Here is a 17,837-nt window from a genome sequence, read left to right on the forward strand (position 1 = left end):
CTCCGGTGCTCTTTTAAGACAAACGTCAAAAAGGGGGGGCAGCCACAGCCCGCTGAACTCAGGATGACAATGCCCGTTTCACTTCTTGCCTGCATGATTGCCAGCGCCAACCATTACCATATTCCCCCGCGTGTTCTGCCTGTGATCCAGAAAGTCGAAGGGGGTGTGACAGGGATGGTGCATCCGAACGGGGATGGCAGTGCGGATCTGGGCCTGATGCAGATCAATACGCGCTGGGTGCAGCCGCTGGCTGATATTCGTCATCTCTCCGTGCCTGCAACAGCAACGCGCCTGATTTCAGATCCCTGTTTTAATGTGGCGGCCTCAGCGCTCATCATGCGGACTTATATTGATGAGGCGCATGGCGATGTGATGCGGGCTATCGGCTATTATCATTCCCACACGCCAACGCTGAGTGCGGCTTACAGGCGGAAGGTGCTGAACATGGCCTCCTCCATGTTTGCCGCTAATAAATGACGGGGCGTGCTTCCGCGCGAGCCAGCCAGATCCGCTTTAAGGGGTGCATTTTTCAAACACTTTGCGGGAGACCCGGAACAGTGTTTCCCGCAGCCAGCGGTGGACCGGGTCCGTATCCCGCCGGGGGTGCCAGGCCTGAAAAGCTTCAACGCTTGGTAGGGAGAGGGGGAATTCAAAAGAGGCCAGCCCCAGAGCCTTCAACGAGATATGGTTGATGACAAGGCCGGGGAGGGGAAGGATGAGGTCCGTCTCCTTCATGCTTTCCACCATGCAATGATAGGTGGGAACCACCATGGCGATCCGGCGTGTCAGGCCGTGCTGGTTTTGCAGCATCCAGTCGATGGGGCCGCGTGCCCGGCCTCTGCGGGAGACGCTGATGTAATCGTAAAGCACCATGCTCTGAGGCGTGATGGGAGCGGCAAGAATAGGGTGATCCTTCCGCACCAGTCCTTGCATGTGGTCTCGCAGGACTGTCTGGCGTCGGATTTCGGGCTTCATCAGGTCGGTCGCGCCAAGATACAGGTCAATCCCGCCATCCCGTAACGGGTCAGAGGCCGCGGCATCCAGCTCCGGGGCCCATATCACTTCACAGCGCGGGCACTCCTGCTTGAGGGCTTTCAGAAGCGGCAGGGCGAGGGCAGCCACCACCAGATCATTCGCGCGGATGGTGAAGGTGGGGGCCATGTTGGCCAGATTGGCGAGGGCACGCGTTTCCAGCAGGCTGTCCGCACTGTGGACCAGATCCTGCACCTGACTGAGAACCCCGGTGGCAAAGGCCGAAGGGATCATACGCCGACCCGCCTGCACTAAAATGGGGTCTGCAAAGGTGGTGCGGAGTTTGGCGAGCTGGCGGCTCATGGCTGGTTCACTGACCTTCATGCGGCGGGCCGCACGGGATACACTCTCTTCTTCAGTCAACACCTTGAGGTAACGAAGCAGATCGAGATCGTAGCGTTTCATCCCTCCAGAAATAGATTTTGTCTGGCGGATTGACCAGAAATTATTCTTCCGAAAATCGAAGTCGTCGCTTTCCACAAATGAGGGTTGTCGGCAGGCGCCTCTCAGGATCATGTGCGGCCATGAACAACGTCGCCCCTCCACAGGCGGTCGGTGAGCCTGTCGTTCACGCCTCGCCACCGCGACCGTCCTATATTCCGCCTTTTGGTCTGCGGACTGTCATTGGCTGCCTTGGCATGCTGCTGGCGGTGCATATTGCAGGCTTTAATGAACATGTGACTGAAATCGGCCTGTCCGACATTCGCGGCGCGATGCATATCGGCCACGATGAGGGGACGTGGGTCATCTCCATTTATGAGGCGTTCAATATTGCCGCCATGGCCTTCACGCCGTGGTTCTATATGACGTTCTCAATCTACCGCTTTTCCATTTTTATGACGACGGTGATGGCGATCCTGTCCATCCCCGCGCCGTTCATGCCGGATGTGACATCGCTTTGTATTTTGCGGGCCTTTCAGGGGCTGGCGGGGGGCTGTCTGCCGCCGGTGCTGATGACCGTGATGCTCAAATATCTGCCACCGCAGATCCGCGTTTTCGGTATTGGTGGCTATGCCATGAGCGCGACCTTCGGGCCTAATCTTGGCCTGCCGCTGGAAGCCTTCTGGTTTGAGCATGTGGGCTGGCACTGGCTGTATTGGGAGATTATCCCGCTTGCCGTGGTTGCCGTGGGCATGATGGCGTATGGCTTGCCGCGTGACCCCATGCATTTTGAGCGGTTTGAGAAGTTCAACTGGTTCGGGCTGATTGTGGGCGTGCCGGCCATCTGCTCACTGGTGACGGTGCTGTATCAGGGGGACAGGCTCGACTGGTTCCGTTCGCCCCTCATCACCAATCTGACCTTCTGGGGCATGGCGGCCTTTATCGTGTTCGTCATTAACGAGGCCTATCATCCCAGCCCCTATTTCCGCATTCAGTACTGGCGGTCCCGCAATATTCAGGCGTCGTTGCTCTCGTTGGTCGGTATTCTGGCAATCTGCTCCATCATGGGGGAAATTCCGGCCCTGTATCTGGAATCTGTGCGGGGTTATCGGCCTATTCAGGCGGCCCCCGTCTCACTGGTGGTCGCGCTCCCGCAGTTGATTATGCTGCCGCTGATTGCGGCCATCTGTAACCGCCGCAAGGTGGACTGCCGCTTTGTGCTGGCTGGGGGCATGCTGTGCCTTGCGGGTTCGGCCTGGCTGGGCACGTGGCTGACGGTGGACTGGGTGCGGGACAATTTCTATCCGCTCCAGATCCTGCAGGTCTTCGGTCAGCCGATGACGGTGATCCCGACCCTGATGCTGGCGACCATGGCGATGGGGCCTGCGGATGGGCCGTTCATCTCCGGCATGGTGAACATGCTCAAGGGGCTGGCCAATGCAGTGGCTTATGCGCTGTTTGCCGCACTCAGCCGCCGGCGTGAGCAGTATCATTCCACGATGTTGCTGGACCATCACGGCACGCATGCTCTGGCTTTGCAGGGTATGGGGAATCCCATCACGCAGCAGCTTTCCGGCACGTCGCCCGATAGCGGGCATGTGGCCCGGAACTCCCTGCAGGTCTTTCATACCTACGTGCATGAGCAGTCTCTCGTGCTCGCACTCAACGATATCTACGCCCTGCTGATTGTCGTCTGCCTTGGCTATGCGGTGATGAACCTGGTGCTGCCGCATCGTGTCTATCCGCCCCGTGCGCCGTCTCCCAACACTCCCGCTCGTTAATCCGGAACTCTGACCATGATTTACAAAAAACCTCTGCTTTACGCAGGCTGTGCCGCCGGTGTTCTTGCCCTTATTGCGTGGGGCGGGGCGCGTTGGGTCAATGGGGATGGTGTGAACCAGTACACCAATGATGCCTATGTAACGGCGGATTTCCCGACGGTTGCGCCCAAGGTCTCCGGGCGTATTGACCGCGTTATTGCGCAGGACAACGAGCAGGTGCATGCGGGCGAGGAACTGGCCCATATTGAGGACGATGATTACCGCGCCGCACTGGATGTGGCGAAGGGGAACAGGCTGGCCGCACAGGGGGATGTGACCAACCTTGAGGCCGAACTGGCGCGGCAGGATGCAGTCATTGCAGAAGCGCGGGCGGCCGTGCAGGCGGATCAGGCGAATCTGATGTTTGCCCGGCAGAATGCGGTGCGATACCGCAACCTGTCTTCCGGTGGGGCGGGGACCATTGAGCAGAAGCAGTCCTCCGAAGCGCATGAGAAGGAAGCCGAAGCTGCCATTGCGCGTGATCAGGCCGGGGTAGATGCCGCCATCCGTCAGGTGGCGGTGCTGAAAGGTCAGCTTGAGCGGGCTCGTGGTGTGCTGGTACGCGCACAGGGGGATGAAAAGCAGGCAGACCTTAACCTGTCCTATTGCACCATTCCGGCCCCCATGGATGGCGTGGTGGGTGAGCGTGGCGTGCGCGTGGGGAATTATGTGCATCCGGGCACGGGTATTCTGGCGGTTGTGCCGACCCATGCCGCTTATGTGCTGGCCAATTTTCAGGAAACCCAGTTGACCAAAGTGCAGGCAGGGCAGCGGGCGACCATCTGGGTGGATACGTTCCCCGGCCATCCGCTCAAGGCGCATGTGGACTCACTGGCTCCGGCAACGGGCGTGGCCTTTGCTCCTATCCAGCCAGACAATGCCACCGGCAACTTTACCAAGGTGGTCCAGCGTATTCCGGTCAAGCTGACCTTTGATGCGGACCAGCCGCTGGCGGCCAGGGTGCGGGTTGGCATGTCGGTGGAAGCCAATATCGATACGTCTTCAAAGCCGGAAGGGCCGCATGCCAATGACGCTCGCTATGTCTGGCAGTAACGCCATGAAGCGCTTTCTTCTTGCCGGGTTTTCCATGGTGGTTCTTGCGGGCTGCACAGTCGGGCCGACCTATCACAAGCCGCAGGTCAAGGCACCTGCCGCATGGCGGGATACGCAGCCCCCAGCGGAAAGCCGCGTCACCACGGCGTCCACCGATCCGCAGTGGTGGAAACTGTTTAATGATCCCGCTTTGACGAAGCTGGAACATGAGGTCGCGTCCTCCAATCTGGACCTGAAAGCCGCCAGTCTGCGCCTGATGCAAAGTCAGGCAGAGCGGCGCATAGCCAGTGCCGCGCAGATGCCGCATGTGGAAGCCAATGCCTCCTATGGGCGGGAGCGGGCCAGCACGAATGGTGTGCTGGGGCTGCTTGGCACCATGGAGCGGGAGCAGGCGGGCTCTATTGCCTCAGGCTCACAGGGCTTTGGTCCGACGGCGCTGCCGGGGAGCGTGGGCAATCCTTCCTTCAATCTGCCGCAATACGGGATGAATGCCTCGTGGGAAGTGGATTTCTGGGGGCATGTCCGGCGCCAGGTAGAAGCGGCGACAGCAGCGACGCAGGAAACCGAGGAAATGCGCCGCGATACGCTGGTTTCCCTGATGGCCGAGACGGCACAGGATTATATCGACCTGCGGGCTACGCAAACGCAGGTTGGCATTCTTGAGCATAATATCGACGTGGCCAACAACAGTGTTCGGCTGACGAGCCTGCGGTTCCAGCAGGGGGCGGCAACGCGGCTGGATGTGGCGGAGGCGACGGGCCAGCTGCATACCTTCACCTCTCGTCTGGCTCCCCTTAAAGCGCAGGAAACGCATATGCTGAATGCGCTGAGTTTCCTTGTGGCGCGGGAGCCGGGTGCGCTGGATGCCGAACTGGGCAAACCTTCGGGCATTCCGTCCGTGCCAGCTGTGGTGCCGGTTGGCCTGCCGTCGGAACTGGCGGAGCGTCGGCCAGATATCCGCATGGCGGCGGACCATCTGCATGCGGCGACGGCAGCCATTGGTGTGGCGATTGCGGACTTTTTCCCGCGTGTGACGCTCTCCGGCAGTCTGGATATTCAGGCGCTTCAGTTCAGTGGGTTAGGGTCATGGGCTTCGCGTCAGTATGGCTTTGGTCCGACGGCGACGCTGCCACTTTTTGAAGGGGGACGCCTGACCGGCCAGCTGCATCTGCGCAAGGCGCAGCAGAAGGAAGCCGCCACCCTGTTCCAGCGCACGGTGCTGAAAGCCTGGCAGGAAATTGATGACGCCATGGCGGACTTTACCGCGGCCCAGAGACGGCGCGACGAACTGGCGGAAGCCGTGCATGAGAACGAGATTGCTGTGGAAACGGCCAAAGCTCAGTATGTGCAGGGGGCGTCTGACTTCCTGAATGTGCTGACTTTGCAGAATGCGCTGCTCTCCTCACAGAGCGCTTTGGCTACAGCCACGGCGCAGGTGGCCGGGTCTGTCACGCATCTCTATCGCGCTGTGGGCGGAGGGTGGCAGGATATCTATCCTGAAAAGACGCCTGCCAGAATACCGGCCTGAGGGATAATCCATGATAACAGTGAGACGAGGCGCGACCCTTAGTTCCGCGCAGTCGGATACGCTGACGCTCCAGTGCCATTTTGCTTTTGCGGATTATCAGGACCCTGCCCATCAGCATGATGGGCGATTGCGGGTTCTCAATCAGGGCACGCTGCGTCCCTCTGAGGTCTATCATCTGGGGCCTGAAGCTGCGGTTGACGTGGTGACATGGGTGCGGGCAGGGAGCCTGACGGCACAGATTGACGCGTTTGCACCGGAGGAGATTCAGGCCGACGGATTGCATCTGATCAGCACGGGTTCAGGTTGCCAGAAGCTGGCATGGCAAGCCGGGCCGGAGGGGGCGTCTTTTCTCCAGTTCTGGTTTTTGCCGGATACGGATGAAGGGATGCCACGGCAGGAAAGCCGCCTCAGTTTTCCGCAAGGGGAAGATGGTGGCTTTAGAATTCTGGCGTCCGGTTTCCCTGAAGATGACCCCGAGGAAAGTGAGGTCGTTACAGATGGCGCGCCAGTGGCCCTGAGTGCGGGCGCACGCCTGCTGCATGCCGTTATACCAGCGGGAGAGGGGGCGGCTTACAGCACCAGTGTAAACCGTGACTTATATCTGCTGGTGGTGTCGGGTGTTGTAAGCGTGGCCGGCGCGGTGCTGCAAGCGGGGGATGCGGCGGCTGTGAGTGATGTCAGAGATCTGACGGTGATGGCGCAGGAGCAGGCTGTTGTTTTGCTGACGGATGTGGCTTCGGTCTGACCGGGGCGGCGCAGGGTACGCCGCCGGTTAGGTCGCAGGCTTTTAGGGAGCTTTCCCGAAACAGGCCTTGCTCCGTGCGACTTTGCCGGACCCGATAACGCTGATGATCAGGAACAGCGTCGTTTCGCAGAATGCCAGTATCCATAAAGGAAGCGACTGCCCGGCAAACCCGACCAGAAGCAGCAAACCTACGCCGACCATCTGGCTGGCGGCCAGCCTGCGAGTGGCCACCCAGCGGTAGGCAGTGCTGGCCAGCAGGTAGAGGGCTGGCCCGAGCGTCATGACCAGAGCAGGGGCCCCTTTGGCCTCCTCAACCGGATTTTCCAGAAGCATATCCATGGCGACGGCGGTGACGATAATCCCGCCAATCAGGATGACATGCAGATAATGGAAGTACGCTCCCATCCGGCCCGGATCGGAGGAGCTGGTGATGGCGTGTTCGGCTTCCTCGCTGGAGGTTTCAAAATAGAGCCACCACATGGCGAGCGTGCAGAGAAAGCTTGCACCAAACCCGCCAAACTCAATCCATGACCAGTGCTCACTTTCCGCAAGGGAAAGACCGGAGGCCATGATGGTTTCCCCAAGGGCGACAATTACAAACAGCTGGCAGCGTTCCACAATATGGCTGCCTGAAATGGTCCAGTCCGACGTATGGGAGCGGCCCAGTCCCGGCAGCCAGAACCCGAACATGGGAGAAAAATATTCGCAGGCGACCCCGGCGGCCCATAACGGCACACGGGCTTCCGGTGAGGCCAGCCCGCCTACAATCCAGAAGCAGGCGGCAATGATACCCCAGCCCAGAATACGGCGGTAATTGGGGGCAAGAGGGTGCGAGGCAGGGAGGCTGAAGACAATAAAGGCGGAGCGGCCGACCTGCATGAGGGTGTAACACAGCGCGAAGGCCAGCCCGCGCTCCCCAAACGCTTCAGGGGCCGCAGCGCCGCAGACAAGGGCCAGTGCCATGGTGAGAAACAGCACGCCGCGCAGGGCGGGCACGCGCGGGTCAAACCAGTTTGTCACCCAGCCGGTATATTGCCACCCGAGCCATGCCGCGAACCAGAGGATGAGGGTTTGCAGGCCACCCAGAGGAGTCAGATGATGCAGCAGGCCATGACTGATCTGGGTGACTAGAAACACATAGACCAGATCAAAAAACAGTTCCTCATTCATTACGCGGGTATTATCTGCTCCCGGCTGGCGCATGAGGGGATGAGATGAGACATCCTGTGCAGTCATGAAGAACTCCGTTGAGAAGGGGGCGCCTTGAACGCTTCTGCGGCAAACCCGCGTTGCGTAGCACATTCCTGCGCCAGAAAATCAAGCAGGGCGCGCACGGCGGGCACAAGCCCGCGTCGGGATGGGAAAACCGCGTGGATAATGCCTGCGCAGGGCTGCCAGCCGGGCAGAACCTGCACAAGGCGTCCGGCCTCAATATCCTGCCAGATCATCATGGTGGGGAGTTGCACAATCCCGCTGCCAATCAGGGCGGCTTCCCGCAGGACGGCCATATCATCCGTGGCAAGGCGGGGTTCATGAAAAACCGTGGCGGTCTGCCCCTGCTGATTTTCCAGCAGCCACGAATGGGTGCCGGGGTGGGTTTTGAAGTCCAGACTGGGCAGGCCGTTCAGATCAGCAGGCGAGGCAAGAGGCTTGGGCACCAGAGAGGGCGCGGCAATGAGGCATTGCGTGCTGGTGTCGAGCGTCCGCATGACGAGGTCGGACGGAGCGAGGGGTGGAAAGCGCACGCGGATGGCGAGGTCAAACCCTTCCTTCAGGACATCCACCTGCCGGTTGGTGCTTTCAAGCTGAAGGGTGACAGCGGGGTAGCGCAGCATGAAGCGGGCCAGCAACGCGCCGAACTGAAAAGTCAGAAGTGCCACAGGGCAGCTCAGCCTAATTTGTCCGCAGGGTTCGGCCTGAAGCTGGGCGACGGATTGCTCGGCAGTGTCGGCAGCCGCCAGCATGGTCAGGCAATGTTCATAAAACCGATGCCCGGTTTCTGTTACGCTGAAATGGCGGGACGAGCGCTGGATGAGGCGCGTATGCAGCCGGTCTTCCAGCAGGCGGACCCGTCGGCTGAGGAGGGATTTCTGGAGGCCGGTTGCCCGCGCCGCTGCGGAAAAGCCGCCGTGTTTGACGACCTGCGCAAAATATTCAAAGTCGTTGAGGTCTCTCATCGTCCTGCCTGTGGAACGCATTGTTCGATTGAGCGCTCTTCCTGCGACAATAAGAGCAACGCATATTCCTTATCAAGCAAAGAGGCACAGGCCTCGGGCAATCAGACAGGATGATGACAATGCAAAAGAAAATTCTTGGCACGTATGGGAATGATCGGGGCCACTGGGTAGGGGATGGTTTTCCCGTCCGCTCGCTGTTTTCCTACAGTCAGTTCGGCACACATCTCAGCCCGTTTCTGCTGCTCGATTATGCCGGGCCGCATGAATTCAAACCCACCGACGCACGGCGGGGCGTAGGGGAGCATCCGCACAAGGGGTTTGAGACCGTAACCATTGTTTACGATGGTGAGGTTGAACACCGGGATTCATCAGGCGGCGGTGGCATTATCGGGCCGGGTGATGTGCAGTGGATGACGGCAGGCAATGGCGTCCAGCATGAGGAATTCCATTCTCCGGCCTACGCCAAAACCGGCGGCAGTTTCCGCATGGTGCAGTTGTGGGTGAACCTGCCAGCAAAGGACAAAGGTGTGCCTGCGGCGTACCAGACCATCCTTGCGGGGAATATCCCGACGGTGCCTTTGGCCAACAAGGCTGGCCATCTGCGGATTATTGCCGGGGACTATGAGGGAACCCATGGGCCAGCCCGCATCTTTTCTCCACTGAACGTGTGGGATGGTGTGCTGCATGAAGGGGCGCAGGTTACGCTGGATCTGCCCAAAGGGCACAACGCGGCCATTGTTTCTCTGGAGGGGCATCTGATTCTGAACGGGACGCAGGAACTCGGTGCCGCGCAGTTCGCTTTGTTAGGGCATGAGGGGGCTACTGTGACGCTGCAAGCCTCCAGAGCGTCCAGCTTTCTGGTGTTGACGGGAGAGCCGCTGAATGAGCCGATTGCAGGATACGGACCTTTCGTCATGAATACGCAGGAAGAGATCCGGCAGGCGATTGAGGATTTCAATGGCGGGCGATTTGGCGGCATTCACGCCTGATAAATCAGAAAAGAGCAAAAAAGGGAAAAGTTGATGACGCACACTGCACCACTTCATTTTGTCACGCTTTTGGGGAGCCTGCGTAAAGGGTCACTGAACGGTATTGTAGCCCGAACATTGCCCGAACTAGCTCCGGAAGGCATTACCATTACGTCTCTGGGGTCCGTAGCGGAGCTTCCGCATTATGATCAGGATGTGCAGGAGCAGGGATTTCCTGCTCCCGTTCTGACCATGGCAGAGCAGATCCGTGCGGCAGACGGGCTGATTATTGTGACGCCCGAATATAACTATTCCATCCCCGGTGTTTTAAAAAATGCGCTGGACTGGCTGTCCCGAGTGACACCGCAGCCTTTGGCCAGAAAAGCGGTGGCTTTGCAGACGGTTTCTCCCGGAGCTATCGGTGGCGCGCGGGCGCAATATCACCTGCGGCAGAGCCTTGTTTTTCTGGATGCGTTTGTTCTGAACAGGCCTGAAGTGATGATCGGGCAGGCAATGAGCAAGTTTGATACGGACCGGCTGGAGCTGACGGACCCGTCAACCCGGGCTTATCTGACGCGCCAGATTGCGGCACTTGCTGATCTGGCGCATCAGATTGCACCGCATAAATCCGGAAACGTATGAAAGCATTCAGGCTGGATGCTGTAGTGCATCCAGCCTGATCAGCGATTAAACTTTACTTGGACGCTGGCTGAGAAAGAGGCGTTCCCGTTTCCGGATCAAGCAGGAGCGGGGTGAGGCGCGGAGGCGCGGTGAAGTCGAACAGATCGTTGAGGTCGTGGGCCACGGCATCAAACGAGCCGCCGCCAAGGCGCTGGCCGTTTAGCCAGTTATCCTCGATAAAGCGGGGAATGGAGCTTTGGGTGATCTGGACATGACTGACGGCATTGCTGCGTGCCCACGGTGAGATGAGGATAAACGGGATGCGTGTGCCCGGTCCGCACCGTCCATTGACGGGTTTGTCCTCGACGCCCGGGAAAGGCGTGCCGGTTCCGCAGCGGCCCGGACCATTCAACTGGTCAACTTCCGCATCAAAAGATCCGTGCTGAGGTTTGATGAAGGCATGGTCATACCAGCCGTCTGAATCATCATACGCAATAAGGATGGCGGTATCGCGCCATTCCGGCTGCTGTTGCAGCATGTTCACCAGTGGGACGATGCCCTGCTGTTCATCCAGCGGGTCGGAATAGCCAGCATGGCCATCCTGAAATGCTGGCAGTTTGATGAAGGAGACGGCCGGAAGACGATGCGCTGCGACAACAGCTTTGAAGTCTTCCAGATCATATTCATGGTTGGCCGGGTCACGCGTTTTGCCGTCTGCACTCAGGGTATGACCAATGGCTGCGAGTGAGCTGGGGCGTGCGTGCGTCGGGTTTGCCGTGCTGGCATAATACTGGAACCAGTTATGGTGTGAAATGTAATCGGCAATCATTTCATGCACGACAGGGGAGTATGTTGCGCGCTGGCAGCCTGTTGTGCCGTCACTATTTTTGGTTTGCAGATTGAAGCCGCCCATAAAGCCGCCCCAGGACACATTGCCGGCCGTCAGCAGGTCACCGATATTCTTACCGGTCATCATCACCTGATTGCCTTTGACGGAGCAGACATCGCCAGCCGGATCAATATCATTGATCATCGTCCAGCCGCCCTGACCATCCGCAATATAAGGCGAGACAGCCTCTTTGGTGGAGGGCTTCTGGGTAGTGGCAATAATTTTCATGCCATTGGTCTGGCCAGAGACGGCCTCCAGCGCGCCGGGGGTGGAGGGGCCGTAGGTGTCCGTATAAGCAGCGTCGCTCATGGCAAAGCGCTGGGCGTAATTCCACAGGGCGGTGACGGTATTGCCATCAAAATAGCCCATCACCTGCCCGCGGGTGGCAAAGGCTCCGGTGCCGCCGGACGTGCCGCGGCCTGTATAGCGGGGGAACAGGTCGGCATGGCCATCATGATAGGCCATCTGTTCGGCAGTATAGAGGTGGTTCTGGTCTGCGGTGCTGGCCTGCGTGCGGTCTAGCCTGAACGGAAGCGATGCATTTTTTCCGTTCTCGGGGTTTGTATTAGGGTTTGTTTCCAGCAAATGCGCACTGAGCAGGGTATTGGCATGCGGCGTTTGCGGAGAGGCCTTGAAAGCAGGTTCCCCGGCCGGGTTGGCCGCTACAGGATAAGTGCCAAAATAATGATCGAACGCGACGTTTTCCTGATAGATCACGACCAGATGTTTGATTGGCGTTTTGGTCGTAGTGTCAGGCTCGGCTGCCCATGCGGAAGAGGCGAGTGTCAGCAGTGATGTACTCAGGCACAAAATGCTGCAAAAAGTTTTGAACATGGGCATCCCTGCAAAATCGGCTTCGAAGCGGGGCTTATAGCATAAGATTTCGTCTTTGATGAAGAACAGAAAAAAAGCGTTTTCTATAAAAATTTAGAAATTTTTACAGTGAGAGGGCGGTTTTTTGGAATGCGCGCGATGAAGGATCCTGTGTGAATTTCAAAAAACATTAACATTACTTGCTAGTAAGGACGTAGCGCCGGGCGATTTCTATACGTGCTCACGCCGGAAACAGCATAGGGAGCCGGAGAGTGCGCCGCGAGCCTCTCCGGCCTTTCGAACGATTTCAGGATGTAAAAAACTGGCTCAGGCCAATGGTGCGTAACGCGCGCCGGTAGGCAATGGAGCTACGGTCCGCCATGACGTGGACCTCCAGAGACGTATCCAGTGGCAGGTTTTCAGGTTTCTGGGCTTCGACCAATGCACGGTCTTCTTCAAACACTTTACGATTAAAATCGTAAACATCCTGCACAGGGAGTGTCGTATCAAAATTACGGCAGATAGGGGCGAACATCCGGGTTTTTCGGGCAGACACGGGCGAGGCAGCGTTCATGATCACCAGCCGTTTATCCTCTGGGAAATGAATTTCCAGCGTTGCCGTAAAGGGCACATGCACCCGGAAATGGCGGAGCCATTCGAACTCACTGCCCTTATGGTCTTTATGCCCAACCGGATAGTTGCTTACATCGCTGCGATACTCGGCCTCAAAGCCATAGGGCGTAATTTTGGGCATGTATGAGGGCACAACCGCGTTGTCCGGGTCTGCAAATGTTTCTGTATGCACAAAGGCAAAATGGGCGACGTCGATAAACCCTTCCACCTGCCGCCCCGCAAAGCCGCCAATATCAATCCATGGGCAGGTAATCTGCTGAAAACCCGCTTCGTCCCAATGGGGCATAGCGGGAAGTGAAGCCTCTCCCTGAGGGCGCAGGCAGGTCCAGATCAGTCCATACCGCTCCACTGCGGGATAAGTTTGCAAATTCAGGCGTTTGGGGATGGCGTTGTCGGGTTGCGCCGGGACCTTTACACACCGGCCATGCGGGCCAAACTGGAAGCCGTGATAGGCACAGGCCACGGTCTGCCCATTTCCCTTACCCATACTGAGGGGCACGCCACGATGGGGGCAGAGATCATCCGCAATAACAATCTCATTCCCGGCCCGATACAGGACAAGAGGGGCGTCGAGCAGCGTTACACCCAGCGGTTTTTCTTCAAGTTCCCGAACAAGGGCGACCGGATACCAGTAAGACGCCAGAATGAGCCAGTCCTCTTCATGAAAACTCACATCACGGGGCAGTCTGGCGTCGGTCTTGCTGGCACTGGCTGATGTCGTCACGTCAAAGCTCCTGAGGGGGCGAAAGCGGGGTGCTACAGTCACCCCTTCAGGCAAACTATGTCATTGATTATATTCTTATGGATATACTTGTTTTACGGTGTGGCCATTCTGGAAATGAGAGCGGGGGGAGAAAGCGCTTCTCACTTTCTGCCAAAGTGTCAGTTTCGCACCTGTAAAAGTTCTTTGCCTGCCAGATAGATGGCGGAAAATCCGCAGATCAGCCCCTCAAAGCCCGCAATGGTGGTGAAAATAGCCTGCCCGGTGAATTCTCCGGCGGCGAGGAGCCCGAAGAGAATGACAAGTGTTGCAAAAATTACCTGCAATTCCCGGGAGGCTCTGAGGGTCGCGATAAAAAGGATTGCGGTAAAAAGGCCCCAGATGAGCAGATAGCTACCGATGAGGGCAGGGGAGGAGGCCGCGATCACCCCAAAATGGGGAAGAACAATGAGCAGAACAAAAGAAATCCAGAACGCGCCATAGGAGGTAAAGGCCGTCAGCCCAAACGTATTCCCGTTGAAAAACTCGAGGATCCCGGCAAAAATCTGCGCGGCACCCCCAAAAATGAGGCCCATGGCCAGAATGGCGGACCCCATGGACACCAGCCCGGCATTATGAAGGTTGAGGAGAACCGTCGTCATGCCAAATCCCATCAGGCCCAGCGGGCCCGGATTGGCATAGAATTTTTCGTTATTCACCGGATTTATTCCTGTTTATTATTAGTGTTATTCCTTATCCTATGACTGTGTGAGGCGGAAAAGATATTAAAATCCGATGGTATTCTGATCACATTCTGGATTGCTCACAAATCTGTCAGAACGGGGGGCAGGCTGGGTCTGGCGAGCTTAATCCAGACGCACCGGCGGCCGAATGATGGTTTCAACCCAATCGGCAAAAATAGAGGCCATGCCGCGGAAGACCCCGAACAGTTCCATCTGGTGCCGGCGATACAACATGATGTGGCCCATGCGGGCGGAGAGCCCATGCATCAGGCCGCCACCGACCACGCGGCCTCCCGGAAAAGCGGCCCAGCCATTGTAATTGCCAAGTGCGACAATCGCCCCTTTGTTGTGGAAGATACAGGAGGGGACGGGTGTTCCCTGTTCCAGCCAGGCAGGCAGATGTGTGGCTAAGTGGCAGGCCTGCTGTCGGGCAACCTGTGCTGTTGCGGGTAATGGTTCCTCGGTAATGAAGGAGCAATCCCCCATGGCAAAAATCCTGTCATCATCTACGGAGCTCAGGTTTGGGTTGACCACAATCTGCCCGGAACGGCTGAGGGAAAGGCCGCCATAGGCCTTGGTGACTTCCGGGGCTTTGACGCCCGCTGCCCACACCCGCAGGGTGGCGGATACGTGTGAGCCGTCCTTCAGGGTAAAGCCGGTTGCGTCCGCTGCGGCAACGCGGGCCGACGTGCGGACATTAACGCCCAGCCGCTCAAGCTCCTGCTGCGCCGCGGCAGAGACGGATTCAGGAAAGGCAGGAAGAATGCGCGGGCCGGACTGAAGCAGCGTGACGCTGAGTTTGGGAGGCGCTTTGCCAAAGGCATGCAGGCTGACCGGGTCTACAATTTCCAAAGATTTATGGAGTTCAGCCGCAAGCTGGGTGCCTGTCGCTCCACCGCCGACAATGGCAATATCCAGCTTGGAACTATTGGCAAAGGACTTGAGAATTTCCATTCGGAACTTCTCATTGAAAGCATTGGCTTCAACAAGATTGTCAATAAACAGACAATGGTCTGTCACGCCGGGGGTGCCAAAATCATTGGCGCAACTGCCGACGGCCAGAACAATGGCATCATACGTCATGGTGCGGCTTTCCAGCACTTTGGTGCCGTCAGACGCATGGAAGGGGCTTAAAACAACCTCGCGTTTGGCGCGGTCGACCGAAATGACCTCGCCCGGCCAGAATTCAAAATGATGCTGGCTGGCCTGAGAGATAAAGCTAATGCGATCATTTTCATTCAGCACGGTGCCCGCTGCAAAGCAGTGCAGCATGGGCTTCCAGACGTGCGAGAAGCTTTTATCAATTAGCGTAATGCGTGCTTTGCCTTGCCTGCCAAGTGTTTTTCCTAAACGTGTTGCAAGAGCCAGCCCCGCCACGCCGCCACCGACAATCAGAATTTCAGACCTGGGTGCCATGAGTTTTACGTGCCTCTTTTGAGAAAGTCAGCCGAAGGGTGATTTTTGGAAAAGGCTTTGCGCGCAAAGGATCGGTTCATGAAACACGAGGTCTCATGAATAAAAAGAAGACTTAATTTTTATGAAGAATTACTGTGTAAAAAGGCAGGCCCCCGTAAAGGAGCCTGCCGGTAAGCGTGATCAGGCCGGAGCGTCGATATCGACGATGTTGATCAGCTTGTGGTTGACGAATTCCTTGATGCCAAGGCCAACCAGCTCGCGGCCAAAGCCGGAACGCTTCACGCCGCCGAAGGGCAGGTCTGCCTTGGGGATCAGCGGGTGGTTGATGTTGACCATGCCGGTGCGGATCTTGGTTGCAACGCGGGCACCACGGGCTTCGTCTTTGGTGAAGACAGCGCCACCGAGGCCATAGGGGGAGTCATTAGCGATGCGGATGGCATCTGCTTCGTCCTTGGCGCGATAAAGCTGCGTCACGGGGCCGAAAAATTCCCAGTGGCGTGCTGCGTTCTCACCGTCCAGACCGGTCATCAGCAGCGGGCGGAAGAAGGTGCCTTTTTCCGGAATTTCCGGACCAATGACTTCAACCTTGGCACCATGCTTGACGGCTTCTTCAACCTGACGGTGCAGATCGTCAACAGCCGCGCGGGAGCACAGCGGAGCCAGCGTGGTGGACGGGTCCATCGGGTCGCCAGCCTTCAGCTCGGCAACGCCTTTTTTGTAAAGGTCCAGGAAGCGATCATAAATCGCATCAGCCACAATCAGACGCTTGGCGGACACACAGACCTGGCCAGCGTTCCAGTGGCGACCCATGACAGCCCATTTGGCGGCTTTTTCAACGTCAGCATCATCCAGAACGATGAATGCGTCTGCGCCACCCAGTTCCATCATGGATTTTTTCAGGGCCTTACCAGCAACACCAGCAATGATGGAGCCAGCACCTTCAGAACCCGTCAGGGCCACACCGCAAACGCGGGGGTCTTCCAGGATCATGGCCGTGTGAGAGCGGGCCGTGTACAGGTTGCGGAACAGACCCTTGGGCAGCCCGGCTTCGATCATCAGATCTTCACAGGAGGCAGCACACTGCGGCAGGTTGGACGCATGCTTGAGCAGCACGGCGTTACCGGCAGAAAGCTGCGGTGCGATGATGCGGACGACCTGATAGAACGGGAAGTTCCACGGCTCAACGGCGAACACGATACCAAGCGGTTCATGCACCAGCTGGGCCTTGCCGGTTGCCGGGTCAGCTACGGGCAGGGCTTCCGGCTTCAGAAGCTCTTCCGAATATTTTGCGTAATATTCAAAAATTTCGGCTGAAAGAATGACTTCAGCTTTGGATTCAGCAAAAGTCTTGCCCATTTCAAGCGTGCCCAGACCGGCATACTTGTCAATGTCACGCCGCAGAATGGCGGCGGCGGCGTTCATAATACGCGCACGTTCAGCAAAAGATGTGTCACGCCATTTTTCAAAGGCAGCATGGGCCTCGGAAAGCGCAGTCTGAACTTCCTGATCTGTTGCCTCAGGGAAAGTAGCAACCACTTCCTCTGTATAAGGGTTCGTTGTCGCGTAAGCCATTAGTACCTCATAAAAACTCAAAAACAGGAAAAGGAGAGCGATCCCGCCGCTGCGGTATCCGATCAGGACGAGCAGAGTGAGACACGCTGCATCATCGCCAACCCTTAGGCCTGAGAAAAATATAGACCGGTCACTTTCCGGCAGAAAGGGGGGGCGCTTCTGCAAACCCTGTGTAGGGGGAGCAAAAGGGGGCCTCGCTCAATGCTGCTGCAAACCGTTCAGTTGGTGTTTGTCTATATATTCGTGGATATAGACATGGTCAATCTATAAATAATATGGGATTTTTGATAACACTTAATCTGAATCAGTATGGAAATAACGGCATGATCTGGACAATATCATAATTTCGTGATGATAATGACATTATTTTAACAAGTCTAAGTGGTTGGAAATTTTGGTGTTTTCATAGATTGTAAGGTCATTCTTCTTTATTTACATGATATTTGAAATTTTCTTCTGAAAATATATTTTCTGGGGAGTTGATTTAGAAAACTGTTGGTCGATGCTTTATGCTGGGCAGTAGAATAAAAAGAAATCGATCCATTCGTTTTTTTTATCTAACGAGTGGGGCAGAACATGTCGATTTTTCTCTTGTTCGGGACAGAAATGCCAAGATCGGCAGGGTGAAAAAGATGTTCTCTGTCTTGTTAGAGAAGACTTGTCGGGAAATTTGCGCAGTATTCTATATTCATTTGAATATAGATGAGTCTGCATTTCTAAAATGCGTCTCTATAGAGGGAGCAGTC

At 57.0% G+C, this 17,837-nt stretch carries 15 protein-coding genes; 7 read left to right on the forward strand and 8 right to left on the reverse strand.

The window, feature by feature from the left end; translation table 11 throughout:
* Positions 1–69 precede the first annotated feature (69 nt).
* Entirely contained in the window at positions 70–477 is a 408-nt protein-coding gene (locus KP703_RS07910) for a lytic transglycosylase domain-containing protein (RefSeq protein ID WP_215754415.1), read from the forward strand.
* A 36-nt stretch (positions 478–513) separates the two neighbouring features.
* Here KP703_RS07910 and KP703_RS07915 read toward each other — a convergent pair whose 3' ends face one another.
* Positions 514–1,437: a LysR family transcriptional regulator gene (locus tag KP703_RS07915; RefSeq protein ID WP_062274122.1), complete on the reverse strand. Its 924-nt coding sequence runs from the start codon at positions 1,435–1,437 to the stop codon at positions 514–516.
* 119 nt (positions 1,438–1,556) lie between these two features.
* Here KP703_RS07915 and KP703_RS07920 point away from each other — a divergent pair, with 119 nt between their 5' ends.
* The 4 genes from KP703_RS07920 to KP703_RS07935 are packed head-to-tail and all read left to right on the forward strand — an operon-like array spanning position 1,557 to position 6,559.
* On the forward strand, positions 1,557–3,194 hold the full coding sequence (locus tag KP703_RS07920) for an MFS transporter (protein WP_215754416.1): 1,638 nt from the start codon (positions 1,557–1,559) through the stop codon (positions 3,192–3,194).
* Positions 3,195–3,209: 15 nt separating this feature from the next.
* Complete coding sequence (locus KP703_RS07925; RefSeq protein WP_215754417.1) at positions 3,210–4,286, forward strand: HlyD family secretion protein; 1,077 nt, start codon at positions 3,210–3,212, stop codon at positions 4,284–4,286.
* Between the two features lie 4 nt (positions 4,287–4,290).
* Positions 4,291–5,814 (forward strand): efflux transporter outer membrane subunit, encoded by a 1,524-nt coding sequence (locus KP703_RS07930; RefSeq protein ID WP_215754467.1) that lies wholly within the window; start codon positions 4,291–4,293, stop codon positions 5,812–5,814.
* 10 nt (positions 5,815–5,824) lie between these two features.
* Positions 5,825–6,559 carry a hypothetical protein gene (locus KP703_RS07935; protein ID WP_215754418.1) on the forward strand — a complete coding sequence of 245 codons (735 nt, stop codon included), beginning with the start codon at positions 5,825–5,827 and terminating at the stop codon, positions 6,557–6,559.
* Between the two features lie 42 nt (positions 6,560–6,601).
* Here the strand turns inward: KP703_RS07935 and KP703_RS07940 are convergent, their stop codons facing one another.
* Together KP703_RS07940 and KP703_RS07945 are read right to left on the reverse strand one after the other, a co-directional pair.
* Complete coding sequence (locus KP703_RS07940; RefSeq protein ID WP_215754419.1) at positions 6,602–7,795, reverse strand: low temperature requirement protein A; 1,194 nt, start codon at positions 7,793–7,795, stop codon at positions 6,602–6,604.
* Positions 7,792–8,736: a LysR substrate-binding domain-containing protein gene (locus KP703_RS07945; protein WP_215754420.1), complete on the reverse strand. Its 945-nt coding sequence runs from the start codon at positions 8,734–8,736 to the stop codon at positions 7,792–7,794. Before KP703_RS07945 ends, KP703_RS07940 begins: the two co-directional genes overlap by 4 nt.
* Positions 8,737–8,855: 119 nt before the next feature.
* Between KP703_RS07945 and KP703_RS07950 the strand changes: the two genes are divergently transcribed.
* Together KP703_RS07950 and KP703_RS07955 are read left to right on the forward strand one after the other, a co-directional pair.
* A complete protein-coding gene (locus KP703_RS07950; protein WP_062248763.1) occupies positions 8,856–9,725 on the forward strand; it encodes a pirin family protein in 870 nt (289 codons plus the stop codon).
* A 33-nt stretch (positions 9,726–9,758) separates the two neighbouring features.
* A complete protein-coding gene (locus KP703_RS07955) occupies positions 9,759–10,346 on the forward strand; it encodes an NADPH-dependent FMN reductase (RefSeq protein ID WP_215754421.1) in 588 nt (195 codons plus the stop codon).
* Between the two features lie 52 nt (positions 10,347–10,398).
* Here KP703_RS07955 and KP703_RS07960 read toward each other — a convergent pair whose 3' ends face one another.
* The 5 genes from KP703_RS07960 to KP703_RS07980 all read right to left on the reverse strand — a co-directional run bounded on the left by KP703_RS07960 (position 10,399) and on the right by KP703_RS07980 (position 17,091).
* Complete coding sequence (locus KP703_RS07960; protein WP_215754422.1) at positions 10,399–12,048, reverse strand: phospholipase C; 1,650 nt, start codon at positions 12,046–12,048, stop codon at positions 10,399–10,401.
* A 286-nt stretch (positions 12,049–12,334) separates the two neighbouring features.
* Entirely contained in the window at positions 12,335–13,384 is a 1,050-nt protein-coding gene (locus tag KP703_RS07965; RefSeq protein ID WP_215754423.1) for an aromatic ring-hydroxylating dioxygenase subunit alpha, read from the reverse strand.
* Positions 13,385–13,542: 158 nt separating this feature from the next.
* Entirely contained in the window at positions 13,543–14,079 is a 537-nt protein-coding gene (locus KP703_RS07970) for an acetate uptake transporter (protein WP_373687454.1), read from the reverse strand.
* 147 nt (positions 14,080–14,226) lie between these two features.
* The gene (locus KP703_RS07975) at positions 14,227–15,519 is read right to left on the reverse strand and encodes an NAD(P)/FAD-dependent oxidoreductase (RefSeq protein WP_215754424.1); all 1,293 of its coding nucleotides are present in this window, start codon (positions 15,517–15,519) and stop codon (positions 14,227–14,229) included.
* A gap of 180 nt (positions 15,520–15,699) precedes the next feature.
* A complete protein-coding gene (locus KP703_RS07980) occupies positions 15,700–17,091 on the reverse strand; it encodes an NAD-dependent succinate-semialdehyde dehydrogenase (RefSeq protein ID WP_215754425.1) in 1,392 nt (463 codons plus the stop codon).
* Positions 17,092–17,837 lie beyond the last annotated feature (746 nt).

The sequence above is a fragment of the Acetobacter sp. P5B1 genome, from assembly GCF_018811985.1.
GTDB classification, from domain to species: Bacteria; Pseudomonadota; Alphaproteobacteria; order Acetobacterales; family Acetobacteraceae; genus Acetobacter; species Acetobacter cerevisiae.

What these genes read in the sequence shown, in the direction of transcription:
- KP703_RS07910 (WP_215754415.1), top strand. Translation starts at nt 70, where the DNA reads ATGCCCGTTTCACTTCTTGCCTGCATGATTGCCAGCGCCAACCATTAC.
- KP703_RS07915 (WP_062274122.1), bottom strand. Translation starts at nt 1,437, where the DNA reads ATGAAACGCTACGATCTCGATCTGCTTCGTTACCTCAAGGTGTTGACT.
- KP703_RS07920 (WP_215754416.1), top strand. Translation starts at nt 1,557, where the DNA reads ATGAACAACGTCGCCCCTCCACAGGCGGTCGGTGAGCCTGTCGTTCAC.
- KP703_RS07925 (WP_215754417.1), top strand. Translation starts at nt 3,210, where the DNA reads ATGATTTACAAAAAACCTCTGCTTTACGCAGGCTGTGCCGCCGGTGTT.
- KP703_RS07930 (WP_215754467.1), top strand. Translation starts at nt 4,291, where the DNA reads ATGAAGCGCTTTCTTCTTGCCGGGTTTTCCATGGTGGTTCTTGCGGGC.
- KP703_RS07935 (WP_215754418.1), top strand. Translation starts at nt 5,825, where the DNA reads ATGATAACAGTGAGACGAGGCGCGACCCTTAGTTCCGCGCAGTCGGAT.
- KP703_RS07940 (WP_215754419.1), bottom strand. Translation starts at nt 7,795, where the DNA reads ATGACTGCACAGGATGTCTCATCTCATCCCCTCATGCGCCAGCCGGGA.
- KP703_RS07945 (WP_215754420.1), bottom strand. Translation starts at nt 8,736, where the DNA reads ATGAGAGACCTCAACGACTTTGAATATTTTGCGCAGGTCGTCAAACAC.
- KP703_RS07950 (WP_062248763.1), top strand. Translation starts at nt 8,856, where the DNA reads ATGCAAAAGAAAATTCTTGGCACGTATGGGAATGATCGGGGCCACTGG.
- KP703_RS07955 (WP_215754421.1), top strand. Translation starts at nt 9,759, where the DNA reads ATGACGCACACTGCACCACTTCATTTTGTCACGCTTTTGGGGAGCCTG.
- KP703_RS07960 (WP_215754422.1), bottom strand. Translation starts at nt 12,048, where the DNA reads ATGTTCAAAACTTTTTGCAGCATTTTGTGCCTGAGTACATCACTGCTG.
- KP703_RS07975 (WP_215754424.1), bottom strand. Translation starts at nt 15,519, where the DNA reads ATGGCACCCAGGTCTGAAATTCTGATTGTCGGTGGCGGCGTGGCGGGG.
- KP703_RS07980 (WP_215754425.1), bottom strand. Translation starts at nt 17,091, where the DNA reads ATGGCTTACGCGACAACGAACCCTTATACAGAGGAAGTGGTTGCTACT.